This is a genomic window from Alteromonas sp. MMG017, assembly GCF_018100795.1.
Lineage (GTDB): Bacteria > Pseudomonadota > Gammaproteobacteria > Enterobacterales > Alteromonadaceae > Alteromonas.
In genome coordinates this window covers 26,406-49,470 of the sequence record NZ_JAGJDY010000013.1, presented here as the reverse complement: position 1 = coordinate 49,470, position 23,065 = coordinate 26,406, and the positions used below count along the sequence as shown (strand labels likewise).

Genomic DNA, 23,065 nt, shown 5'->3' with positions numbered 1-23,065 from the left:
AGATGAAACGAACTCAGCTTGCCGTCGCCGTTCTGTTGGCAACAGGTAGTGTTTCGGCAGTGGCCGAAACCTACACCGTGACACCACTTCCTTTGCAGGATGTTGGTCAAAATACCTTCGCTCGTTCAATTGATAATACCGGCAAAATGCTATCAATGGTGCAGCTAGAATTTAACCCACCTGTTGATTTGGATCAGCTAGTAGATGACACCAGTTTCTTTACTACGTTTTCAGGGACACTAGAAGATGAAGATGATGCACTACAAGGTGTATTTACTGATGCTGATTACACCTTAGTCGTCAACTTTCTTCTTACAAACCAAGATAGTAATATCGGTCAGAAGCTCGCGAGCTTCAGAACCTATTCAACTGATACTACTGATATAGACTTGGTGCCTGGTTTAGATGAAGTTACTGATAAATTCGATGATTACACCCAATCTGTAGAAGCTGGCGGCAGAGACAGCGTAAGCGGTAACTTTATTGTAGGTGATTCTCCAGGCGTTGTTGTTCTGGACGAATACGAAAACGAAGATGGCGACACCATCAATTACACCTACTCTGAGTTGCCACAGCAAGCGTTTGTGCAAACCACAAGCGGAACTAAAATTATTCCAGCGGTTGATGATACGCTAGGTGGCTTCTCTTCAGCTCGCGCTGTGAATCAAAATCTACAGGTTGCTGGTTTCAGTACTGTTAGCTTTTTAGATACGGTTGAGGAAGCCATAGAAACCTGTGAAGACGATGAAACCCGTGGAGATATTCCAGAAGGACGATGTTATTACAGCATTTATGGCGGTGATTTCAACGTACCGCGTATTTCTAGTTACTTTGTGACGAACTCTACCAACTATTTACCTGCATTCGTACTTTCATCAGAAGTCAATGCCACTATTTGGCAGTTAGATGTTAACGGTGATGTAATAAGCACTGATACATTCCCATTGCTTTTCACGCCTGAAGAAGATGACACCTCACATTACTTTTCTTATGCCTATGATATTAATGAACAAGGTATTGCAGTGGGTGAAGCGTTAACAGGTGATGCTGTTACTATTACACGTCCTAACTCTTCAGGTTTGAATGAAAGCGAGCGCGTTGCCACTGTATTTAGAGATGGTGAAACAGAAGAGCTACTGCCAAGAGAAGAAAACTTGCTCAGCCAAGCAATGGCGATTAACGATAACAACTGGGTAGCGGGTGCAGTGTTACGTGAATCGAGTGATATTGCGCGTTCACGTTTATTTGCATACAACTTGGATACCACAGAGCAATTATACCCAGACGGTTTCTTTGCAACGGCCGGCGTACAAGCAAATGCCATCAATAATAATAATATTATTGTAGGTAAATCAGACTTTGATGCGACATCTGATACTGTTCGTGAAACTCATGCTTTCATGTTCAATATTGAAACTGAAGAGTTTCTAGATTTGAACGACTTAACGCCGTGCGACAGTGAATACACCTTGCTAGAAGCTATCGACATTAACGACAACGATGAAATTATTGCTAATGCTCGTGTTCGTTCCACCAGTAAGTATGTTACTGGTTCTGATGTGATTAGCTCAGAAGGTGAAACGATAGAAGTAGATGCTATTATTGCTGTTAAATTATCACCTACTGGTGGCGCTATCGACGATTGTAGTATTGATGATGACGGTGAGGAAGTTAATGATAACTTTGAGCGTAGCGGAGCTTCTACGAGCTTCTTTGGCCTACTTACACTAAGTTTATTCGCCATTTTCCGCCGCAAATTGAAGAAATAATCAATTCACTTTATTTCTAGTTATATTTCAAAGGCCGCTACTTTCTAGCGGCCTTTTTTATTGCTAAAGGATGTAAAAACTGAAATATATATGCCTAAAAAGTGTAATATAAAATTCATTGATATTTCATAACATTACCAAATGTCAATGCACTCTTTACAATAATTATGTTGAACCATTTGGCACATTGCACTATCACAGTAGTGTGCACAATGACTTTTCCGCCACTATCAATTTAAAAAGATGTATTGGGCCCGAGAGAGAATTTGTAGCACATCCTACAAAGTTAAAGAGGCTAATCAATGAAAAGACAAAAAAGAGATAAACTGACACGCGCCCATTCAAAAGGGTATCAAGCTGGTATTAGCGGTCGTTCAAAGGATATTTGTCCTTTTCAACAGAATGACGCTCGGTCTGAATGGTTAGGAGGCTGGCGCGAGGCGGTAGAAGACAGGCACGTAGGTCTTAGTGTCAAATAACGTCTTCTCTCTTACAAAGTGATTAAGCAATGAAAAAGCCCCTTTTATGGGGCTTTTATCGTTTTTGATGTGTGTCGGTTTTCTTAGAAGTTAGACGTGTCTTGGAACAAACCTACTTTAAGATCTTTAGCGACATAAATTTCTCTGCCATCTACTTCAACAGAACCATCTGCCATTCCCATGAAAAGCTTACGCTTGATGACACGCTTCATGGTAATTTTATAAGTCACCTTTTTGGCGGTAGGCAGTATTTGCCCTGTGAATTTAACTTCACCCACACCAAGCGCTCGGCCTTTACCTGGCCCATCACACCAGCCTAAGAAAAACCCGACCAACTGCCACATGGCATCTAAGCCCAAGCAACCAGGCATTACAGGGTCGCCTGGGAAATGACAATCGAAAAACCAAAGGTCAGGCGTAATGTCTAACTCAGCAATTATTTCACCTTTGCCATGTTCACCGCCATCTTCAGTTATAGAAACGACACGATCCATCATCAACATATTAGGGGCGGGTAGTTGGCTGTTACCAGGACCGAACATTTCACCGCGGCTGCATGCTAATAAATCTTCTTTGTTAAAACTATTTTTTCTGTCTGACATTCCCAACTCGTTGTTTTTTAAATTCGCGGTGCTAATTTAGCGAACACTTGTACGCTAAACAACTCCGAACAGTCATTTTTCTTAATAAAAACGCGTGTTAAACTCGAACTACTAACGAGCTAGTGATTACTATGACAGAAAATACGAAAAACAGCACAATAAAAGAGAAGGCAAAAGCGAATGCAGATAAGCAACGCCGCTTTCGAGAACGTCAACGAGATGCAGGGAAAAAGCTTGTAAGAGGCTATGTTTCTCCGGAAGCCAAGCTTTGCTACGATGAAATTCGAGAGAAAACAGGGTGGAGTGATAGTGAAGCTGTGTCTAACTCAGTACGTTTGATGTATGCGGCTTACAAATGCGGACAAATAAAATTGCTTAATGAATGGTTACGTAAAAACAACCGATAACCCATTTTTACTATCTTCAACAAGGTTACACGTAACCGCAGCGGCAGTATTTACTGCTCACAGGATACGCATAACCTAAAAAAGCTGACTTATTATGCATGTTATTGTGACAAGTAATGGCGTTATCCTAGCCACTTTGCACAGAACTCACCATTGGGGTCGTAGATTTCGGTTTGTCTTTGCAAATTAAATTGCCGATTCTCACGAGGGTCTGTACCTACGCCTGCCAAGTAAAGCCAATTTCCCCAATTGCTAGCCACATCATAATCCAGCAATTGGCTTTCGAACCAAGCCGCGCCGTAGCGCCAATCTTGCCTGAGCTCATTCACAAAGCAACTTGCCACCAACTGCCGACCTCGATTAGACATATAACCCGTAACAGCAAGCTGACGCATACACGCATCCACAATGGGATATCCCGTTTGCCCATTACACCAACTGACAAAGACTTGAGGGTCGTGGCTGGTGTTTGGCATTTTTGATTTTATACCATCGAATTGAAACCATTTAGGCCCAAACTTTTGTTGAAGCCAATAAAAATACTCACGCCAAAGCAACTCAAAATAAATCCAATAGGTTGAATCATTTTTCACGACGTTTTGCTCGTACTTCTTCACTTCTTGAATAACATATCGTGCCGACAGCGCACCTGTGGCTAACCAAGGGGATAGTTTAGTGCTGTCTCGCCAACTATCTAAGGCGTTTCGTGTTTCTTTATAACTAGCTGCCACTTTCCATTCGAACAAATAACTGTTTAAGTGAGACAGTGCGGCCTCTTCGCCTCCAACGAATGTCCCTTCTGCTTGATTACGGGGAAGGCAACGGTTGAGCGTATATTGGTTTTTTGTGTCTATATCAGGTGTGAAAGGGCTAGGCAATGCAGTTAAGGTCGCTACAGGGACGCAAGGCTTTATTGCCGATTCTATTTTACGCTTAAAAGGGGTAAAGACATCTGGCATGACTTCAAGATTAAAAGGAAGGTCTTCTTGATTAAACAGTGAGCTAGATTCGCCCGTTACTATTTCTATATTGGGGAAAAAACGAGAAACAGCTTCGGCTTCTCTGCGCTCGTTATAGCCGCCATGGTCAGTAATACCAAAGTGCGTATAGGCATTAGATGAAAGCAAAGACACGAGTAGTTCAGGTGTTTGGCCCTTTAAGGTCAAAATAGAGTGACCCAAAGCGCTCGCTTTTTCGTTTAATGCTTCTATTGTATCTATAAGAAAATTAAAACGATGTTCACCAACGGGTTGTATACCGTAGGAGTTCGGTACAAACCAGCTGTCATCAATAATATAAAGCAGCGTTAATTCGTCTACCTGCTGACAAAGCGATGATAGCGCTACTTGGTCGTGAAAACGCAAATCGTGGCGAAACCAAAACAGGCCTCTAGTAGGTGTTGTTGAATCACGTATCACATGATTATCCTGTAACATAGGGTTCCCTCCCTTATACATTTTTTTGGGGTAGACGGATCCTGCTTTCTGCGATTATCGTATCATACGTATGCGTAAGTGTTTATATATTGTTCAAAAAAAGGGCTAACCGTGACAGTGCCAGTGTCGATAATGTGGTTCAGACAGGACCTTAGAGTAAAAGATAACCCCGCGTTAAATGCAGCCTGTGATGAGGGGAAAATAATCCCGATTTACATTTACGATGACAATGCACCTGATGGTAGAGCATTGGGAGGCGCAAGCAATTGGTGGTTACATCATTCGTTGAATTCATTGAACGACAGATTAAACGGCCACCTAAAAGTATTTAAAGGCGATCCTAAAGCGCTTATCCCTGCATTAATGGAAGCCTATGAAGCGAAAGGAATCTATTGGAATCGGTGTTATGAGCCTTGGCAAATTAATCGAGATAAAGCGATTAAAACGCAGCTTTTAGACAATGACTTTGAGGCGCACAGTAGTAACGGTAGTTTGTTGTGGGAACCGATGAAGGTGCTAAAAAAAGATGGCACGCCATATCGAGTTTTCACCCCGTATTATCGAAAAGGGTGTTTGAACGTTGAGCCTCCGCGCTATCCGCAGGCGCCGCCAGCACGCATTACATACGCCGATGTGGATGATAGTAAGAACGGTAAAACTAACCGCCCTTGCGGTATAGATGCCCTGAACTTACTTCCATCACTTAATTGGGATAGTGATTTTAAAAATCATTGGAAACCGGGTGAAGACGGTGCGGCCGACAATTTACAGCATTTTATTGAGCACTCTGCGCGTAAATATAAAGATGCGCGAGATATTCCATCAATGAATGGGACTTCTCATCTGTCTCCTCATCTGCACTTTGGCGAGGTGTCGCCTAATCAAGCGTGGTATGCCATTAAAGATAGATTTGAAACCACTGAAGATAAAAGCATAGACACATATTTGAGTGAATTAGGCTGGCGCGAGTTCAGTTATTACTTGCTGTACCATTTTCCAACCATACAGAATAAAAACTTCAATGATAAGTTTGATAAATTCAATTGGCGACGTGATGCAAAGTCGCTTAAAGCGTGGCAAAGAGGGCAAACCGGTATTCCTATTGTGGATGCGGGTATGCGCGAGTTATGGCAAACGGGGTATATGCACAATCGCGTTCGTATGATTGTAGGATCGTTCTTAGTCAAAAACCTGCTTATAAGCTGGCACGAAGGCGAGCGCTGGTTTTGGGATTGCCTTGTAGACGCTGATTTAGCCAGCAATACCGCAGGTTGGCAATGGGTAGCAGGCACCGGTGCTGACGCTGCACCGTACTTCAGAATTTTTAACCCATTACTACAAGGCGAGAAATTCGATAAACAAGGCAAATACGTAAGAAAGTACTGCCCTGAACTTGCCGACCTTCCCGATAAGTACATACACAAACCTTGGGATGCACCACCGATTATTGCTAAAGATGCGGGTGTCCATTTAGGTGATAATTACCCTAAACCCATTGTAGATTTAAAAGCATCGAGACAGCGTGCCCTTGACGCATTTCAGGCTTTGAAAGAGTAGGGTACCCATGGCTTCTTTAATACTTATTTTAGGTGACCAACTTACTTACAATTTGCCTGTACTAGAAAACGCGACAAAAACGAAAGACACCATACTGATGGCCGAAGTGCGGGAAGAAGCTACCTACGTTAAGCATCATAAAAAGAAAATTGTTTTTCTTTTTAGTGCAATGCGGCACTTCGCAAAAGCATTAAAGGAAGACAATTTTAACGTTAGTTATATTGAATTTAACGATGAAACAAACCAAGGTAGTTTGCTAGAACAGGTGAAACACGCATTAGTACACGGCGAGTACGACAGTGTAAAAGTCACATCACCGGGTGAATATCGGTTGCTAAAAAGCATGCAGCAATGGGAGCAAACCTTAGGAGTGCCGGTCATTATCATTAATGACTCTCGTTTTCTCGCCACCCCTCAAGAATTCAGTGATTGGGCGCATGACAGAAAACAATTGCGTATGGAGTTTTTCTATCGAGAGATGCGAAGAAAGCATGGCATCTTAATGGAAGATAAAAACCCTATTGGTGGGAAATGGAATTACGACTCTCAAAACCGAGAGCCCATGCCGGCAGGTACAAATGTGCCGACCCACACGCAATTCGAAATTGATGCGATTACCCAAGACGTTATTGATTTAGTTGAAAACGAGTTCGGTGATCATTTTGGTGACATTAGCCCATTTCATTTTGCCGTTACCCGTGACGATGCCTTAACAGTATTAAGCGATTTTATTGAAGAACGCTTACCCCATTTTGGCCAATACCAAGATGCCATGGTTGAAGGTAAGCCGTGGTTGTATCATTCTCATATCGCCTTTTATTTAAACTGTGGCTTGTTAAGCCCGAAAGAAGCCATTAGTGCTGCGGAATCAGCTTATTATGCCGGCACGGCACCACTTAACTCGGTTGAAGGTTTTATACGCCAAATACTGGGGTGGCGAGAATTTGTGAGGGGGTTCTATTGGCACTTTATGCCAGGCCTTAAGAGCGATAATTATTTCAATAATGATCGTTCACTTCCTGATTTCTTTTGGGATGGGCAAACGAATATGAACTGCATGCGCCAATGCATAAAGGAAACACAGGCTAACGCGTATGCTCATCACATTCAGCGATTAATGGTACTGGGCAACTTTTGTCTCTTAACCGGCTTATCACCCGATGAAGTTCAGCAGTGGTATTTGTTAGTGTATGCGGATGCGTATGAATGGGTAGAACTACCCAACGTAGCTGGCATGATTTTATACAGTGATGGCGGCCAGCTCGCGAGCAAGCCTTATGTCGCTAGTGGAAGTTACATTAATAAAATGTCGAACTACTGCAAAAACTGCGGATACCAAGTCAGTAAAAAAACTGGTCCGAAAGCTTGTCCATTCAATTACTTATATTGGCATTTCATAGATGAGCAGAAAGAAAAATTAAGTGGTAACCCTAGAATGGCGATGATGTATAAAACTTATGCGCGAATGAAAGATGAAAATATTAATGCCATGAAAGACAGTGCGATCATTTTTTTAACGAAGTTATCTGATAATGAAGAAGTGTGATCTGCCAAGCAAAACATGCCCAGTATGTAATCGGCCCTTTACATGGCGCAAGAAATGGGAAAAGAATTGGGAGAATGTGGTTTATTGTTCTAAACGTTGTTCAGGTAATAGACGTATGAAGTAAAACCTTTAACTATAATCATAATAAAAAGGATACAAATTCATGGATGCGCCTATCACAGTAGATAGATTGCGGTTTTTGCTTTTTAGCTTCAAAGAAAAGCTGTGGGTAAAGCCACTTTCTTTATGCTTATTGTCTATAGCCGCCGTTTTTGCTGCAAAGCTAGCAGACGGAGCTGCACTTGCGCAGCACCTACCTAAAGTTGAGCAAGCATCGGTCGAAACTCTGTTGTCTATTATGGCTTCGAGCATGCTAGTCATAGCGACATTTTCTGCCGGTACTATGGTAAGTGCTTATGCGTCAGCCAGTAGGTCATCCACGCCACGTTCGGTAAGTTTAATTATCTCTGATGATGCCTCACAAAATGCACTGTCTACTTTTGTCGGCGCGTTTATCTTTAGCGTAGTCGCCATTACGGCCTCAAGTAACAACTTCTTCGAAGACGCTGGAATATTTCTTCTTTTTTGTCTCACTTGTTTAGTCTTTGCCATCGTCATTCTAACGTTTATTCGGTGGGTAGACAGTGTAGCCAGACTAGGACGTGTGGGTTCAACAGTACAAAAGGTTGAAGATGCCGCAATGCGAGCCATTAATCATCGGTTGTCTACGCCAAGGCTCGGCGGTAAGCAGCAGCCAAAAAATATGGAAGAGCAGGGCGGTGATACCTCAAAATACCAAACCCTAACAACCGATAGCATTGGTTATGTTCAAATGGTTGATATGGCAAAAGTACAAGCTTGGGCTGAAGAACAAGATACTCAAGTACACATCGCTATGTTACCTGGACAATTTTGTACACCCGACAGGCCGCTGTGCTATATAGAAAGCGTTAAGCCGAAACATTCCGAAGATAACAGCAAAAATAAAAGCAGTGGCAAAAGTAATGAGAAAAACGATAAGTCAGCACTGCTTTCGGCATTTCAGATTGGAAGCGAACGTTCTTTTGAAGCCGACCCAAGATATGGCTTAGTGGTCTTATCAGAAATAGCATCCCGTGCACTTTCGCCTTCGGTTAACGACCCGGGTACGGCCATTAGTATTCTCGGCAGTTATTCACGACTGTTTATTCAGTGGGCGCAAAAAGAAGATAAAAATGAAGACGACGATATTAAATACAACAACGTAACCGTACCTGATATTAGCACTGCAGATATGTTTGATGACGCTTTTTCTGGGGTGGCTCGAGATGGCGCAACTATGATTGAGGTTTCCATAAGAATGCAGAAAACCTTAGATGCCATTGCTAAAACAAGTAACGGTAAAGTATCCGACGCAGCAGCTGAACACGCCAAAACAGCTTATGAGCGCAGTATTAATGCATTGACCTATGAGGGCGATAAAGAAACGTTAAACGCAATAGTGAATAAATTAAACCACAAAAACTCTAATCCATAGAGATACTAATTTAAGCATCTAGTAATGTAATATTTAATTCCGAGTAATATACATTTAAATACGCGCACTGTAGTAAACAGATTGAGGTAGCGTTTAATGAGCACAGCAGACGAAGGTAAAAACCAACATATAGAAAACGTTATAGCTTTTCCGACATGTTTGACGGAAGTAAGAAAAGTTATTACTCGTTATATTACTAGCAAGCTAGTTGGCTGCCAGCAACATTTAATAGATACCGCAATTGAAAATAGCGTAAGTCATTACAAACAGTTTGTGCACAACGCGAATATTATCGAAAGTGTCGAAGTGTCCTTATCAGAAGATGACATTATTTTACTAAATAAAAGCCTGGCAAAAATTCAAAAGGAAAACCGCAAACAGCTGTTAAGAATGCTAGAGCGTTTAATTGTATTAGAAATAGAAAATGCCGCCTTAAAAAATTAATACTATGAAGATCTTAACGTAAAGTAATTTACTGAACATATATTGTTATAAAACCCTTAATTTATAAAATCCTTCCTTAGTTTGTTATCTATTGAAAATTACAGTCTTTCAATTGTTCAATCTAGAAATTCATAACGAAATATCCATAACATAGTAGCTTTCACATAGAGCGCGTACGCGAAAAGTTCGACATACACCACGCAAAACATCTCAGATTTTAATCTCACGCACGTCATAAAAACACATCTCAAACCTAAGCAATAACTGCAGACGCAAAAAAGTGTGTAAGCCATCACGCACTGCAAAGCTACTGAGAACACTAGCATCAACCTCTCCAAACCCTCATGCACTTAATTGCGCATAATGTATATTATGTTAAATAGGATATCGATATAGCTATCAGGTAGGCGTGTTTGTAAGTCAATGTGTTCCCAGCACTGTATCTCGTGGTGGCCTGCTTTAAGACTATTCCCTTTTCCTACGGTTAGATATATTTATCGCTTTGTTTACATTAACTAGGTATGCAATGAATACTATAATTTTAATGGCAACAAACAGAAGCTTTACGAGGTTTAAAACGCTCCGTTTATTATTTGAGTTGGCTAACATCGCTATCAATTTAGATACTTTACGATTGCGTTTAGTCTATAGGTTTTATTAATAAGTTTTGATTAAGGCTCTATCTAAGGCTTAGTAGTTGATTATATAAGAACATCGTATGAGTCTTTACCTTGGTATCTTTATGTAACCTTAAACTGATTTTATGAACAGATATTGTGATTAAAATGACATTCAAGCCTTGGCGGCTGATAACTTAATTAGCAAATTCTTTGCTGATTATTCTTTATAAAAAATAGATGCCTAACCTATTTTTCTAATTAAATTTTTTGACTTAGTAAGTCTGCATTAAAATCCTCAATATAGCTTTATTAAGAGAAATTTTTATCTTTAAAAATTAGCAATACAAACCATTTCAGGTTTTTGGGTAGGACTTTATTGAGTGATGCTATTTGAATAATCACTTTATCCAGTGCTTAGCATATTCATTATTTAGACTAAGTTTAGGCAAAAGAAATTGGGAAAATCAGCTTATCAAAATGCGCTTCTACGTGAAATCTGAGCGCATAATAGAGGTATATACCGTTAAATTTTACGTAGCGCACGTTTAATAAATAGCCGATTAGATAGAGAAAACGTCAATATAGCTGTTAAAGCTGTATATATGAACAGTATTTGTGTGTAGAATTGGGCTATCACAAGGCTATTTTGGTAAATTCACGCATGATAACTGTAATTATCATGCGTGAATTTACTGCCTTAATTAATCATAATAACAATGAGTTAGTTAGATGTCGTCTATATTCAAACCTGGTTCAAATACCCAACTATCAATCGTCGATCGTGATAGTGCTAGTACCGAACGAGCTGAATATGTCGATGCGTATTTTCGTGACATTTTCACGAAACTACCGCGTAATACTCAACGCGCTTATATTAGTGATTTTAACGACTTTGCTATCTTCTGCCAGTCTGAAGGTATTGAAAGCTTCAATGATGATTTCTCTCACAATGAATTCGCAATCAAACGCTATGTGGAAGAACTGTGTAAGTCTCCCCTAGCCTACAGAACTATAAAGCGGCGTCTGTCAGCGCTTAGTAAATTTTTGGGCATTGCAAAGCTTCCAAATCCTATCATTCAATCTGTTTATCTTCGAGACTTCGTTCGGCTCTCGCTTATTGAAAATCGTAAATTTCAACTCAGTCATAACCAAGCCGTTCCACTTACTATCGATTTACTGGATGAGATAAACAATAAGATTATTCCAGACACCTTGTTAGAGATGCGTGACTTAACCATTATGAACTTAATGTTCGATGCACTCTTGCGTGCTGATGAGTTAGTCCGTGTTTGTGCTGAGCATATTAGTAGACGCAACAATGCATTGTTGGTCGTTACGTCAAAGTCCGACCAAAGCGGTAAGGGCTCTCATCGATTTATTTCTACTAGCACTATCAACATGGTGGATGAATATATTGCTGAGGCTAATTTTGATACTAAGTCGCAAAGTGAACGACTTATTGATGATCCTCGTCGTATAAATAAAGGCATTCTGTTTCGCCGTGTTTCTAACCGCGGACATGCACTGCTGCCTTTTGACGAACAACCAAATACACATCATCATTCTCCTGTAAACGAACCTGCTTTATCAGTCTTAGATTATTCGAGTGTATATAGGATATGGAAACGAGTTGCTGCTCGTGCAGGAATAAAAGAAAACATTACACCTCATAGTGGCCGAGTTGGTGGCGCGGTTTCACTTGCTGAAAATGGTGCTACCCTGCCAGAACTTCAATTGGCAGGGGGCTGGCAATCGCCTGAAATGCCAGGTCACTATACACAACAAGCTAACGTTAAACGTGGTGGAATGGCCAAGTTATCAGAAAAATTCAAACGCTAATGTATGTTTTTGTCTAACACTTCTTGGTCGATAAGAAATTTACTTTCTTATTCTCTTTAATAGTGGAATTTGTTGGATGTCATTTATATGGCTTTAAGTTGCTGATATAATAGAAATAATTATGCAAACCTAGTTACGCGTAACTTTTCATCTCTAGTTTCCTCCTTTGCCCTATTCTTTTTCCCTTCTTTTACCCACCTCGCCTTCCTATTTTTCGCTTTCTTTTGTCGTGTTTGTTATCAAAATTGAACCCATTTATCGAATGGCTTCGTACCAACTAACATAGGTATTAAAAAAGGAAATGTTATGTCTAATGGTATTAACGCCTCACACGGTAAAACAATTGCTGAACTCGTCATCCCATCTAAAACTTGGTCTCTTCACCCAGAGAAGAAACCAGCATTCACTACAATTGATGAAGCCATTGATTATTTTGCTGACAACAATGAGCCCCTTTACATTAAGGTGCCATTTGTAGATGAAGATGATGATGTATTAGTTCATGTCAATTCTAGCGGAGAAGATGTGGTGTTTACTATTTCTGATTTGAATCACGGCGGTGAAAGTCGCGTGGATGCATCTCACCTTAAGAATTTGAGCAGCTCTGTTGTGGAGTTAATTGAGCAATGTTACGACGGTAAGAAAAGTCCCGAGACCATGTGATAGGTTAGCTATCTTTTTGATTAAACGTATGTCTCTATAAGTTTGCGTTTAGTATTTTTACAATAAGATGATTCCCCATGTTACTAATGCCAATATCAAGCTTATAAATACTGCCGCCGACCCTATATCTTTGGCCTTCCCTATCGGTTCGTGCATATCAGTACTTACATGATCTGATAATTTTTCTACAGCGGTGTTAAGTAATTCGGTAATAAGCACAACGAACAGCGAAAAGAGTAACAATACTCTTTCGCTGTTTGTTACATCTAGTATGAAAACAATGGGAAGTAATAGCGCCATTGCTACAATTTCTTGTCTAACTGCAGCTTCGCTAGAAAATGCCGCTTTAATTCCTCGACAGGAATAGATAGTTGCAAAATATAAACGAGTGAAACCTGATCGCTTTGGTGGCATAACATCACAGTGTTTTAAGTCATAATACTTAAACACTAACTTATTCAAATGACAGATATGTTACGTGTGTTTCAGCGCTAGTATTCAGTTATCTCGCTATACACCTGCTTTATTAGTGCTTAAATTTTTACCGCCAACACATCTCTTTTCACACCATGTAGTACGGCATTGGCCGTAGAGCCAAGCAGAAGGCGAAGCCCACTTTGCCCATGTGTGCCTATCACAATAAGATCAGCGTTTAGCTTTTCTGCTAAATGATGTATTTCATCAGCGGGTGAACCAATTTCTACGTTTAGATTGCTCTCTGGAATATCGTTGATTGCCGCAATGTCTTTCAGTTTTGTCATTGCTTGTTCTTGTACGTCTTGTGAATAATCACGCTCCAAAAACAACCCATATGGTTCCACGTTAGTTTGTGGAAATGCCACATAGAGTAAATGAACGTTCTTTGGGTCTGGCGCTACCCGTAAGGCTCTCGACAAAATTTGGGTATAGTCTGAAAACACATCAACAGGTACTAAAACAGTAGTGTAATCGTTCATTAGTTCATTCCATAATTGGGAGTGGATAATTACAATATAGTTAACTTCTGTTCACATTTCTTTGATTGAAATCAATTCACGGTTCTAGTTTTGCACCATAATAAAAATACAAAATAATAAAGTTGGAGTTGTGAACATGGCAAAGCTTACTACTGTATTAGCGTCTATCGCGCTTCTATTGGCTGGATGCGATTTAGGACCAAATTCGCCTCGTGGGTTTAGCTTACCTGAGGGGAACGCTGATGCTGGAAAAGTGGCATTTCAAAAGTACCAATGCACTGATTGTCATCAAATTGAAGGTATAACCATGCCAGATGACCATGCTTATCTTGTTCCAAAACCTATACCTTTAGGAGGAAGCAGCGGTAGGATCACCACGTACGGTGAACTGGTTACCAGTGTGATAAATCCCTCCCACAAGCTAACACGCCGACAGCCTGTTAGCATGACTTCCGTAGATGGAGAGTCTCACATGCGCAACATGAACAATGTACTTACCGTTCAAGAACTTATTGATTTGGTTGCTTATTTACAACCTAAATATAAAGTAGTTCCCTATAGAACGTCTGAGTATCGGTTGTACCAATTACGCATGCCAGAACAAGATAGTCAGGGCGAAAATTAAGATACTGATTTCGTTTCTTCTTCGATTTCAGCCAACAAGCTGCATGGCATAAAGCTATCAGAATTAGCTTCTTTGACATGCAGCTTAAATCGCTCAGGAATATCATCACCCAACAGTGTTCCGGTTTTCACTAGCGGGAAGATTTCATCGTACCGAGCGATACTTGCTTGATCGACACGCCTAAATATATGGGTGCGGTTCAATTCCGTTGTACTCACATGGCCAGTTGAAGACAGCATATCCATTAACGCATGCAGCGTCTTTTTGTGAAAGCGATACACTCGCTCAGATTTATCTGTTACATCTAGCCCTTTAGCCAGTTTTGGATCTTGCGTTGCCACGCCGGTTGGGCACTTATTAGTGTTACACGAAAGCGACTGCACACAGCCAAGCGCTAGCATCATACCTCTTGCGCTATTACAAATATCTGCACCTAAGCTCAAGTTTTTTACTAATTGAAACGCGGTGATAATTTTACCAGAGGCAATGATTTTAATTTGCTTTCTTAAGTCGTAACCAATCAAACAATCGTCTACAAAAGCCAGTGCTTCTCTCAGTGGAAAACCAATTGAGTTTGAATATTCAAGTGGTGCAGCGCCTGTGCCGCCCTCGCCTCCATCAACGGTGATAAAGTCGGGTGTAATACCGGTTTCTACCATGGCTTTACACATGGCGATAAATTCACTTTTACGGCCTAACGCTAGTTTAATGCCAATGGGCTTACCGCCACTTAGATCGCGAAGCTGTTGTATATAATCAATCATCTCTAACGGCGTAGAAAAGGCGCTATGGCGTGGTGGTGAATCTACCTGAGTACCTGGCTCTACGCCCCTAATTTTCGCTATTTCAGGTGTATTTTTATAAGCGGGTAATATACCGCCATGGCCTGGTTTTGCGCCTTGGCTTAATTTTATTTCAATCATTTTGACTTGCGGCAAACAGGCTTTTTCTTTAAACAGATCGGCATCAAACTTCCCGTCTTTGGTTCGGCACCCAAAATAGCCAGTACCAATTTGCCAAACAATATCGCCACCGTTTTCTTCGTGGTAAGGGGTTAAGCCCCCTTCTCCGGTATTATGGAAAAAATTACCTTTCTTCGCGCCTTTGTTCAGCGCCAAAATAGCATTCTTAGACAGGCTTCCGAAACTCATTGCACTAATATTAAGAATGCTGGCGTCATATGGCTGTTTACAGTGTTTTCCACCAACAGTAACCCTAGGGTCATGATCCATTTCATCAATGTCTCGGGCCGATAATGAGTGCCCTATCCATTCATAACCATCGTCATAAGTATTTAACTGGGTGCCAAAAGGAATAGTTTCTCTGCTATCTTTCGCTCGTTGGTACACAATAGAGCGGAACATACGAGAAATAGGCGCGCCGCCAGTATCCGATTCTAAAACATATTGCTGTATGAAGGGCCGCAGTGATTCAATGGTCCAGCGAGTTCTGCCAATTAACGGGAAGTTTTTTAGAATCGCATGTTTATTCTGGACTGTATCGAAGATTGCTAAGACGAGTAACAACACGGTTAATAATAGAAACCACCACGCTGGATGCCAATAAAAACCTATCAGTAGGTTAAAAATAAATAATGCTGTTAAGGTTCCTAAGATTTGATTTCGCATAGCTACTCCATGTGTGATTATCAGTTATTACTGTTCCAACACAATTTTGGGTTTTATTAAGCGGTATAATTACTTATTACTATATCTTTAATTAATAAAACCTACAGCGATATAAACGCAACATAATGGTATCTATCTTTTACCATTCGCTCATGTTCCATTACATGCTAATCTAAAGACTTCTATATACATCAGCGTGTTGAGCACTTTCGATGTTCGCCGCGCTATCTAATATAAGAATGTAAGGTAAGAATGTCATGGCTAAAACGGACTACAGACATTCCTATTTGTACTAACTAATCGAAATGGTGAAAGGTAATTCATGGAGTATGCATTTCTTCTGTTCGCATTTGTCTGCGGTTTAACGGTTAAACTTATTGGGATCCCCCCGTTAGTAGGTTACTTGGTCGCGGGCTTCTTGCTAAATTTCTCAGGCTACACACTCACCGATGATCTTACCAAGATAGCCAACTTGGGCATTACCATCATGTTGTTCACCATTGGTTTAAAATTGAACGTTCGCGACTTAAGTAAACGTGAAGTGTGGGCCGGTAGTATTTCGCACACCCTTATTTGGGTGGGAATTGTTACTTGTGGTGTGTATGGCATTGCTGCCGTTGCCAGCCAATATATAGAAGGATTAACGTGGCAAAGCGCTACGCTGATTGCCTTTGCGTTAAGCTTCAGCAGTACGGTTTGTGTTATTAAGGTGCTAGAAGAAAGCGGTGAAAGTAAAACCCGTCATGGTCGCCTTGCCATTGGCATTTTGGTTATGCAAGACGTGTTCGCTGTTATATTTTTAGTGGCTGCCACAGGCAAACTGCCCTCGGTATGGGCACTTGGGCTACTGGCTCTTATTCCCGCTATGCCGCTTATTAACCGTGTTATCAATAAATCAGGTCACGGAGAGTTACTGCCCCTTACTGGATTTATTCTTGCGTTAGGTGGTTATCACTTATTCGAGCTAGTGAATATTAAAGGTGACTTGGGCGCACTGATATTTGGCATTATGTTAGCGCAACATGAAAAAGCCAGTGAGCTTGCTAAGTCGTTACTCAGTTTTAAAGACTTATTCTTGATTGGCTTTTTCCTTACCATCGGGCTAACCGCGCTGCCTGATTTTAATATGATTATTATTGCATTGGTGTTCTGTTTATTCATCCCTTTAAAGGCTGCACTATTTTTTGGCTTATTTACATCGCTACGATTACGAGGCAGAACGTCTTATTTAAGCAGCCTAGTACTGTCTAATTTCAGTGAATTTGGTCTTATTGTCGGCGCGCTTGCCGTGTCGCTGGGATTATTGGCTGAAAGCTGGTTGGTCGTCATTGCGCTTTCATTGTCTGTTTCTTTCGTTATTACCAGTGTGTTGTACCGCACCTCGCATTCTCAATATCACAAATATAAAGACACTATTAAACGTTACGAAAAGAACCGTCGTCTTAAAGAAGACATTTACCCTACTTTGCACAAAGCAGAATTTTTGGTGCTGGGAATGGGGCGTGTTGGGCAAGGTGCGTTTAATGCGCTATCTAAACTTGCTGATGTCAGCGTATGGGGTATGGACGCCGATAGAGTAAAAGTAAAACAACTTGCCAGTGAAGGATTAAACGTTATTTGTGGTGACGGTGAAGATGTTGATTTATGGGACAATCTGGAAATTAAAAACGTTCATTTAATTCTGTTAGCACTGCCCTCTATACAAGATGCGATCAATATTACACGCCAATTAAGAAACGCGGGTTACACCGGTAAAGTAGCGGCAATCGCGCGATATGAAGATGAAGTGAATTACTTATTAGAACAAGGCGTAGATAAAGTATTTAACTTTTTCACCGAAGCGGGTTTAGGTTTTGCCGAAGAAAGTTTAGCCTATGCAAATACGCAACAAGAATAGCTGGCTATTGTTAATGCAAACAAAGGATGAAGTGATAACCATTTCTATTTATATACCATTGTTTTTAAAGTAAATTTTTGACATTTTCGCGTTTTCGCTCTACACTAGCGTCATATTGATTATTAAGGTTCTTACTATGCAAGGTGACAAACAAGTCGTCGCGAAGCTGAATGATGTGCTCACTAGTGAGTTAACGTCTATAAATCAGTACTTTCTGCATGCACGTATGTTCAAAAATTGGGGCTTACAAGAGCTCAATGAAAAGAACTACAAAAAGTCGATTAAAGACATGAAGCAAGCAGATGAGTTGATTGAGCGCATTCTATTTTTAGAAGGGTTACCTAACCTTCAAGCGTTGGGCAAGCTTTACATTGGCGAAGATACTGAGGAAATGCTGAGCTGCGATGCCAGATTCCAAAAAGAACAGTTGCCACTATTACGTGAAGCTATCGCACTGTGCGAAGAAAAGCAGGATTACGTTACACGGGATATCCTCGAATCAATTTTAGAGTATGAAGAAGATCATTTAGATTGGATTGAAACTCAAGAATATCAAATTGGCGCTATGGGTATTGAAAACTACCTTCAGGCGCAAGTAATGGGAGATGACTAATGAAAGGTAATCAAACCATCATTAAAGGTCTAAACGAGCTACTTTCTTATGAACTAGCCGCGATGGATCAATACTTCATTCATTCACAAATGTATTTGGATTGGGGTCTTACCAAGCTTTATGAGCGTATCGACCACGAATTTGACGATGAGCGTGGCCACGCCACTAAACTTATCGAGCGTATGCTGTTTTTAGAAGGCGTACCTGACATGGTCACACGAACTGGCTTTAAAGTCGGTTCAGATGTACCTGAAATGCTTGAAAGCGATCTTCGCGTTGAATATGAAGTGGATGCAAAACTGAAAGAAGTCATCGCGTTATGTGAGTCTGAAAAAGACTACGTAACACGTGATATCTTAGTAGTACTACTAGATGATACCGAGCGTGATCATGCGCATTGGTTAGAGCAACAACTTGGCCTAGTTAAACGCCTTGGGTTGTCTAACTATTTGCAATCTCAAATGTAAGTAATACTACATTATCGTTTCGAAGTTCAGGTAGCTTGGTGCTGCCTGGCCTTCTATATTTAACCGCAATTGCCATTTCATTGTCGATTCGTTACAGCTTCCCAACATAAACCAGCCTGACCATTTCCCTTTGTTCTTATTTTCGAGCAATACGGGCACTTTTCCCATGTACATGTTCACGCCCTCAATCCAGGCACTTTCTATCTTCGTCCCGACAGGCAAATCTAGAACTAGGGTAATAGAGGTTTCAGGTTCTACTTTGTCTGAAAATTCCGCATAGGCGTGTCTGCCGTGTATTAAAAATTCACAGTGCTCGTTGACAAATGTACAGCTCTCTCCTATTTCATTTAAGGAGCTCGAAGAAGGCGTAGCGGACATTTGGTATTGATGCACTGCAAATACACATACTGCCACGAGAAAAATACAAAGCGGCGTAAGCCATCTTTGTGAATAAAATGATCTCTTTTTGTTACTGTTATTTAGCATTTCTTAAATTTTGTATATTTCTTCATTGATGGAGATCAAGCTCAGGTAGTTTATGGTATCTTTTTGTAATTAAAAACCTTATCATCCGCGTACCAACTGGCTTGGAGACTATAATTATTACTCTTTCCGAGCTCGGTGTGAAGCGTTATTCCGTTGCTTTCACATGTCTAGACCGTACTTGAACGGCTGTTGGAGACCATAGTTCATTTGAAGTGGAAGATTCATTAAAATGAGTGAAATAAGCCAAGCACAACCTGACTACAATTATAAAGTAGTTAGGCAATTTACCATTATGACCATAGTCTGGGGTATCATTGGTATGGGCCTAGGGGTATTTATTGCCGCGCAACTATTTGCACCTATGCTTAACTTTGACACACCATGGCTAACATTCTCGCGTCTGCGTCCTTTGCATACCAATGCCGTTATTTTTGCCTTCGGCGGCTGTGCTTTGTTCGCGACGTCATACTACATCGTTCAGCGTACCTCTCAGGTTAGACTGTTCAGTGACAAACTTGCTGCATTTACGTTTTGGGGCTGGCAAGCCGTTATCGTATTGGCGGTAGTTTCTCTACCTTTAGGTTTAACCAGCTCGAAAGAATACGCTGAACTAGAATGGCCAATCGATATTTTGATTACGCTGGTCTGGCTCGCTTATATCATTAACTTCTTCGGAACCCTAGTTATCCGAAAAGTGTCGCATATTTATGTTGCGAACTGGTTCTTAGGGGCGTTCATGCTTACCGTTGCTGTATTGCACATTGGTAATAGCATGGCCATTCCGGTGTCTTTCACTAAGTCTTACTCATTGTATGCAGGCGCAGTAGACGCCATGATGCAGTGGTGGTACGGCCATAACGCAGTAGGTTTCTTCCTAACTGCTGGCTTCTTAGGCATGATGTATTACTTCGTTCCTAAGCAAGCAGGTCGCCCAGTTTACTCGTACAGATTATCTATTGTTCACTTTTGGGCATTGATTTCATTGTACATTTGGGCTGGTCCTCACCACTTACATTATACTGCCCTACCCGATTGGACACAGTCGCTAGGTATGGTGATGTCTATCATTCTATTTGTTCCTTCTTGGGGCGGAATGATAAACGGTATAATGACGCTATCTGGTGCATGGCATAAATTGCGTACTGACCCTGTATTACGTTTCTTAATTGTTTCATTGTCTTTCTATGGTATGTCTACCTTTGAAGGCCCAATGATGGCAATTAAAACAGTTAACGCATTGTCTCACTACACAGACTGGACTATCGGCCATGTACACTCAGGTGCATTAGGTTGGGTAGCCATGGTATCAATTGGTTCTATTTACCACTTAATACCTATTCTGTTTGGTCAGCCATCGATGTACAGCACACGTCTTGTTAATGTTCACTTCTGGTTAGCAACAATTGGTGTAGTGCTTTATATCGTAGCAATGTGGATGTCAGGTGTTCTTCAAGGGCTAATGTGGCGTGCAGTAAATGCTGACGGTACATTAACGTATAGCTTTGTAGAATCGCTTGAAGCGTCTAAACCTTTCTATGTGGTTCGTTTCATTGGTGGTTGTTTCGTGGTTACTGGCATGCTTATCATGGCTTATAACACATGGAAAACCGTTCGTGCCCCTAAAGGTAGTATCGCTGCTGATGTTACAACTCAGCCAGCGTAATAAGGAGACGACATAATGAAAAATCCACATGAGTTAATTGAAAAAAATGTCGGCCTGTTAACCGTGCTAATCCTTGTTGCGATTAGCTTCGGTGCCATGGTTCAAATTACGCCGCTGATGTTTCAGCAGCAAACAATGGAACCGGTAACAGGCTTACGTCCTTATACAGCACTCGAGTTAGAAGGCCGTGACATCTATATCCGTGAAGGATGTGTTGGTTGTCACAGTCAGATGATTCGTCCGTTCCGTGCCGAAACAGAACGTTACGGTCACTACAGTGTTGCTGGTGAGTCAGTATGGGAACACCCTTTCCTTTGGGGTTCTAAGCGTACTGGTCCTGACCTAGCACGTGTTGGTGGGCGTTACAGTGATGAATGGCATCGTGTTCACCTGCTTAATCCGCGTAACGTGGTACCTGAGTCGAACATGCCTGGTTTCCCATGGCTTGCAGAAAACAAACTTGACGGTAAGTTAACCGCCAAGAAGATGGAAGTTTTCCAAGGCTTTGGCGTACCGTATACCGATGAAGATGTCGCGGGAGCACAAGCGGCAGTACAGGGCAAATCAGAAATGGAAGCCCTTATTGCATACCTACAATCTCTTGGCACACATTTGAAATAATATGGATCAAGGAATAGTAGGTAGCATTTTTACTGTCATCGTCTTTGTTAGTTTCATTGGCATAGTTTGGTGGGCTTTTAGTAGCCGCAACAAACAAAAGTTTGATGAAGCGGCGAATTTGCCTTTCGCAGACGAAGACAAAGAAAAATCAAAAGAAGATTAGCAGGAGTCTCGAACTTATGAGTATGTTTTGGACAATTTGGATTTCAGTGATAACCCTAGGGTTAATCATTGGTTGCTATTTCCTTCTGCGCTGGTGTTTGTCCAATCAAACAGGCGTGCCAGAGGGAGAATCAATGGGGCATGAATTTGATGGCATCGAGGAGTTGAACAACAACCTTCCTCGTTGGTGGACAATCATGTTCTACATGACAATCATTTGGGGTTTTATCTACCTTGCCCTTTATCCTGGATTGGGTTCTTACGAAGGCTTATTTGGCTGGAAGAGCTCGAACCAAGGTATATTGACGCTTGAAGAATCGGCGCAAGCGCGCATCGAGGCAAAAGAGCAAGGCAAGTTTGTAGAATACGATCGTGAATTGGATTACGCAGCTGAAAAGTTCGACCCAATTTTTGAAGCGTATGCGCAAATTCCTGTTGAGGAACTAGCGAAAGACCCTGAAGCGAATAAAGTAGGACAGCGCTTGTTTATGCAAAACTGTTCTCAGTGTCATGGTTCTGATGCTCGCGGCCAAAATGGCGGCTTCCCTAACCTTACCGATAACGATTGGTTATATGGTGGTTCGGGTGCAAAAATTGTTGAAACCCTAACATTAGGCCGTAAAGCCGCTATGCCTGCATGGATAGATGTTATGGGTGAGAAAGGCATTGAAGAAGTGGTTGAATACGCATTAAGCCTAAGCGGGCGTGATGTTGACCAGCAACTTGCTGATGCAGGTAAAGTTCGCTTTGCTGCATGTGCTGCCTGTCATGGTATGGACGGTAAAGGTAACCAAGCACTTGGTGCACCTAACCTGACTGACAACATTTGGTTATATGGCGGAAGTCATCGTGCGGTTACTGAAACATTAACCTACGGCCGAAATGGTGTTATGCCTTCATTCAAGAAAACCTTGGGTGATGACAAAATCCACGTTGTTGCATCGTACGTTTATAGTCTTTCTAACGACTAAATTCGTATAACCAACAATAATGCTAAAAAGCCTCGTTATCACGGGGCTTTTTTTATGAGAAAATAACCCTCTTCAACTGGATGCTTTATCTTTCCTAT

At 41.2% G+C, this 23,065-nt stretch carries 24 protein-coding genes; 18 read left to right on the top strand and 6 right to left on the bottom strand.

Translation table 11 applies throughout. The features are described 5' to 3' along the window. Nucleotides 1-2 precede the first annotated feature (2 nt). On the top strand, nt 3-1,769 hold the full coding sequence (locus J8L84_RS17880) for a DUF3466 family protein (RefSeq protein WP_211071880.1): 1,767 nt from the start codon (nt 3-5) through the stop codon (nt 1,767-1,769). Nucleotides 1,770-2,071: 302 nt separating this feature from the next. Next, nucleotides 2,072-2,248: a ribosome modulation factor gene (rmf, locus tag J8L84_RS17875; RefSeq protein ID WP_013784086.1), complete on the top strand. Its 177-nt coding sequence runs from the start codon at nt 2,072-2,074 to the stop codon at nt 2,246-2,248. 83 nt (nt 2,249-2,331) lie between these two features. On the opposite strand, the gene fabA is transcribed toward rmf, so the two are convergent. Next, a complete protein-coding gene (gene fabA, locus J8L84_RS17870) occupies nt 2,332-2,850 on the bottom strand; it encodes a bifunctional 3-hydroxydecanoyl-ACP dehydratase/trans-2-decenoyl-ACP isomerase (RefSeq protein ID WP_057791803.1) in 519 nt (172 codons plus the stop codon). Between the two features lie 131 nt (nt 2,851-2,981). Between fabA and J8L84_RS17865 the strand changes: the two genes are divergently transcribed. Beyond that, nucleotides 2,982-3,257, top strand: a complete 276-nt coding sequence (locus tag J8L84_RS17865) for a hypothetical protein (RefSeq protein WP_013784088.1) — start codon at nt 2,982-2,984, stop codon at nt 3,255-3,257. Nucleotides 3,258-3,379: 122 nt separating this feature from the next. Here the strand turns inward: J8L84_RS17865 and J8L84_RS17860 are convergent, their stop codons facing one another. Then, entirely contained in the window at nt 3,380-4,693 is a 1,314-nt protein-coding gene (locus tag J8L84_RS17860) for a DASH family cryptochrome (RefSeq protein ID WP_211071879.1), read from the bottom strand. Nucleotides 4,694-4,804: 111 nt separating this feature from the next. On the opposite strand from J8L84_RS17860, the gene J8L84_RS17855 reads away from it, so the two are divergent. From J8L84_RS17855 to J8L84_RS17825, 7 genes are all read left to right on the top strand, one after another. Beyond that, nucleotides 4,805-6,250 carry a deoxyribodipyrimidine photo-lyase gene (locus tag J8L84_RS17855; protein ID WP_211071878.1) on the top strand — a complete coding sequence of 482 codons (1,446 nt, stop codon included), beginning with the start codon at nt 4,805-4,807 and terminating at the stop codon, nt 6,248-6,250. Nucleotides 6,251-6,257: 7 nt separating this feature from the next. After that, a complete protein-coding gene (locus tag J8L84_RS17850) occupies nt 6,258-7,796 on the top strand; it encodes a cryptochrome/photolyase family protein (protein WP_211071877.1) in 1,539 nt (512 codons plus the stop codon). Continuing rightward, nucleotides 7,783-7,920: a DUF2256 domain-containing protein gene (locus J8L84_RS17845; protein ID WP_211071876.1), complete on the top strand. Its 138-nt coding sequence runs from the start codon at nt 7,783-7,785 to the stop codon at nt 7,918-7,920. The genes J8L84_RS17850 and J8L84_RS17845 overlap by 14 nt, the downstream gene beginning before the upstream one ends. Nucleotides 7,921-7,959: 39 nt before the next feature. Continuing rightward, nucleotides 7,960-9,312, top strand: coding sequence for a DUF2254 domain-containing protein (locus J8L84_RS17840; protein ID WP_211071875.1), 1,353 nt, complete (start codon nt 7,960-7,962; stop codon nt 9,310-9,312). A gap of 96 nt (nt 9,313-9,408) precedes the next feature. Beyond that, nucleotides 9,409-9,756: a hypothetical protein gene (locus J8L84_RS17835; protein ID WP_211071874.1), complete on the top strand. Its 348-nt coding sequence runs from the start codon at nt 9,409-9,411 to the stop codon at nt 9,754-9,756. A 1,349-nt stretch (nt 9,757-11,105) separates the two neighbouring features. Next, nucleotides 11,106-12,215, top strand: coding sequence for a tyrosine-type recombinase/integrase (locus tag J8L84_RS17830; RefSeq protein WP_211071873.1), 1,110 nt, complete (start codon nt 11,106-11,108; stop codon nt 12,213-12,215). A 306-nt stretch (nt 12,216-12,521) separates the two neighbouring features. Then, a complete protein-coding gene (locus J8L84_RS17825) occupies nt 12,522-12,878 on the top strand; it encodes a hypothetical protein (RefSeq protein ID WP_211071872.1) in 357 nt (118 codons plus the stop codon). A gap of 57 nt (nt 12,879-12,935) precedes the next feature. On the opposite strand, the gene J8L84_RS17820 is transcribed toward J8L84_RS17825, so the two are convergent. Both J8L84_RS17820 and J8L84_RS17815 read right to left on the bottom strand, forming a co-directional pair. Further along, nucleotides 12,936-13,292, bottom strand: a complete 357-nt coding sequence (locus tag J8L84_RS17820) for a diacylglycerol kinase (RefSeq protein WP_211071871.1) — start codon at nt 13,290-13,292, stop codon at nt 12,936-12,938. Between the two features lie 119 nt (nt 13,293-13,411). Continuing rightward, the gene (locus J8L84_RS17815) at nt 13,412-13,834 is read right to left on the bottom strand and encodes a universal stress protein (RefSeq protein ID WP_211071870.1); all 423 of its coding nucleotides are present in this window, start codon (nt 13,832-13,834) and stop codon (nt 13,412-13,414) included. Between the two features lie 136 nt (nt 13,835-13,970). On the opposite strand from J8L84_RS17815, the gene J8L84_RS17810 reads away from it, so the two are divergent. Continuing rightward, the gene (locus J8L84_RS17810) at nt 13,971-14,459 is read left to right on the top strand and encodes a c-type cytochrome (protein ID WP_211071869.1); all 489 of its coding nucleotides are present in this window, start codon (nt 13,971-13,973) and stop codon (nt 14,457-14,459) included. On the opposite strand, the gene J8L84_RS17805 is transcribed toward J8L84_RS17810, so the two are convergent. After that, a complete protein-coding gene (locus J8L84_RS17805; RefSeq protein ID WP_211071868.1) occupies nt 14,456-16,087 on the bottom strand; it encodes an FMN-binding glutamate synthase family protein in 1,632 nt (543 codons plus the stop codon). The two genes, J8L84_RS17810 and J8L84_RS17805, sit on opposite strands and share 4 nt — an antisense overlap. Nucleotides 16,088-16,409: 322 nt before the next feature. Between J8L84_RS17805 and J8L84_RS17800 the strand changes: the two genes are divergently transcribed. The 3 genes from J8L84_RS17800 (at nt 16,410) to bfr (J8L84_RS17790) (ending at nt 19,064) form a co-directional block, all read left to right on the top strand. Beyond that, nucleotides 16,410-17,984: a cation:proton antiporter family protein gene (locus tag J8L84_RS17800; protein ID WP_211071867.1), complete on the top strand. Its 1,575-nt coding sequence runs from the start codon at nt 16,410-16,412 to the stop codon at nt 17,982-17,984. A gap of 136 nt (nt 17,985-18,120) precedes the next feature. Further along, nucleotides 18,121-18,597, top strand: coding sequence for a bacterioferritin (gene bfr, locus J8L84_RS17795; RefSeq protein WP_057791831.1), 477 nt, complete (start codon nt 18,121-18,123; stop codon nt 18,595-18,597). Next, nucleotides 18,597-19,064 carry a bacterioferritin gene (gene bfr, locus J8L84_RS17790; protein WP_057791833.1) on the top strand — a complete coding sequence of 156 codons (468 nt, stop codon included), beginning with the start codon at nt 18,597-18,599 and terminating at the stop codon, nt 19,062-19,064. The genes bfr (J8L84_RS17795) and bfr (J8L84_RS17790) overlap by 1 nt, the downstream gene beginning before the upstream one ends. A gap of 6 nt (nt 19,065-19,070) precedes the next feature. Here bfr (J8L84_RS17790) and J8L84_RS17785 read toward each other — a convergent pair whose 3' ends face one another. Further along, nucleotides 19,071-19,478 (bottom strand): hypothetical protein, encoded by a 408-nt coding sequence (locus J8L84_RS17785; RefSeq protein ID WP_348771850.1) that lies wholly within the window; start codon nt 19,476-19,478, stop codon nt 19,071-19,073. A 301-nt stretch (nt 19,479-19,779) separates the two neighbouring features. On the opposite strand from J8L84_RS17785, the gene ccoN reads away from it, so the two are divergent. Genes ccoN through ccoP form a run of 4 tightly spaced genes read left to right on the top strand, consistent with a single transcriptional unit; the run spans nt 19,780 to nt 22,967 of the window. After that, entirely contained in the window at nt 19,780-21,213 is a 1,434-nt protein-coding gene (ccoN, locus tag J8L84_RS17780; protein ID WP_159530344.1) for a cytochrome-c oxidase, cbb3-type subunit I, read from the top strand. A gap of 15 nt (nt 21,214-21,228) precedes the next feature. After that, on the top strand, nt 21,229-21,834 hold the full coding sequence (gene ccoO / locus J8L84_RS17775) for a cytochrome-c oxidase, cbb3-type subunit II (RefSeq protein WP_013784113.1): 606 nt from the start codon (nt 21,229-21,231) through the stop codon (nt 21,832-21,834). 1 nt (nt 21,835) lies between these two features. Further along, nucleotides 21,836-21,997 (top strand): cbb3-type cytochrome c oxidase subunit 3, encoded by a 162-nt coding sequence (locus tag J8L84_RS17770; protein ID WP_013784114.1) that lies wholly within the window; start codon nt 21,836-21,838, stop codon nt 21,995-21,997. A 16-nt stretch (nt 21,998-22,013) separates the two neighbouring features. Beyond that, nucleotides 22,014-22,967 carry a cytochrome-c oxidase, cbb3-type subunit III gene (gene ccoP, locus J8L84_RS17765; RefSeq protein ID WP_211071865.1) on the top strand — a complete coding sequence of 318 codons (954 nt, stop codon included), beginning with the start codon at nt 22,014-22,016 and terminating at the stop codon, nt 22,965-22,967. Nucleotides 22,968-23,065 lie beyond the last annotated feature (98 nt).

Coding starts and splice junctions, on each gene's coding strand:
- J8L84_RS17880 (WP_211071880.1), top strand. CDS start 3: ATGAAACGAACTCAGCTTGCCGTCGCCGTTCTGTTGGCAACAGGTAGT.
- rmf (WP_013784086.1), top strand. CDS start 2,072: ATGAAAAGACAAAAAAGAGATAAACTGACACGCGCCCATTCAAAAGGG.
- fabA (WP_057791803.1), bottom strand. CDS start 2,850: ATGTCAGACAGAAAAAATAGTTTTAACAAAGAAGATTTATTAGCATGC.
- J8L84_RS17865 (WP_013784088.1), top strand. CDS start 2,982: ATGACAGAAAATACGAAAAACAGCACAATAAAAGAGAAGGCAAAAGCG.
- J8L84_RS17860 (WP_211071879.1), bottom strand. CDS start 4,693: ATGTTACAGGATAATCATGTGATACGTGATTCAACAACACCTACTAGA.
- J8L84_RS17850 (WP_211071877.1), top strand. CDS start 6,258: ATGGCTTCTTTAATACTTATTTTAGGTGACCAACTTACTTACAATTTG.
- J8L84_RS17845 (WP_211071876.1), top strand. CDS start 7,783: ATGAAGAAGTGTGATCTGCCAAGCAAAACATGCCCAGTATGTAATCGG.
- J8L84_RS17840 (WP_211071875.1), top strand. CDS start 7,960: ATGGATGCGCCTATCACAGTAGATAGATTGCGGTTTTTGCTTTTTAGC.
- J8L84_RS17835 (WP_211071874.1), top strand. CDS start 9,409: ATGAGCACAGCAGACGAAGGTAAAAACCAACATATAGAAAACGTTATA.
- J8L84_RS17830 (WP_211071873.1), top strand. CDS start 11,106: ATGTCGTCTATATTCAAACCTGGTTCAAATACCCAACTATCAATCGTC.
- J8L84_RS17825 (WP_211071872.1), top strand. CDS start 12,522: ATGTCTAATGGTATTAACGCCTCACACGGTAAAACAATTGCTGAACTC.
- J8L84_RS17820 (WP_211071871.1), bottom strand. CDS start 13,292: ATGCCACCAAAGCGATCAGGTTTCACTCGTTTATATTTTGCAACTATC.
- J8L84_RS17815 (WP_211071870.1), bottom strand. CDS start 13,834: ATGAACGATTACACTACTGTTTTAGTACCTGTTGATGTGTTTTCAGAC.
- J8L84_RS17810 (WP_211071869.1), top strand. CDS start 13,971: ATGGCAAAGCTTACTACTGTATTAGCGTCTATCGCGCTTCTATTGGCT.
- J8L84_RS17805 (WP_211071868.1), bottom strand. CDS start 16,087: ATGCGAAATCAAATCTTAGGAACCTTAACAGCATTATTTATTTTTAAC.
- J8L84_RS17800 (WP_211071867.1), top strand. CDS start 16,410: ATGGAGTATGCATTTCTTCTGTTCGCATTTGTCTGCGGTTTAACGGTT.
- bfr (WP_057791831.1), top strand. CDS start 18,121: ATGCAAGGTGACAAACAAGTCGTCGCGAAGCTGAATGATGTGCTCACT.
- bfr (WP_057791833.1), top strand. CDS start 18,597: ATGAAAGGTAATCAAACCATCATTAAAGGTCTAAACGAGCTACTTTCT.
- ccoN (WP_159530344.1), top strand. CDS start 19,780: ATGAGTGAAATAAGCCAAGCACAACCTGACTACAATTATAAAGTAGTT.
- ccoO (WP_013784113.1), top strand. CDS start 21,229: ATGAAAAATCCACATGAGTTAATTGAAAAAAATGTCGGCCTGTTAACC.
- J8L84_RS17770 (WP_013784114.1), top strand. CDS start 21,836: ATGGATCAAGGAATAGTAGGTAGCATTTTTACTGTCATCGTCTTTGTT.
- ccoP (WP_211071865.1), top strand. CDS start 22,014: ATGAGTATGTTTTGGACAATTTGGATTTCAGTGATAACCCTAGGGTTA.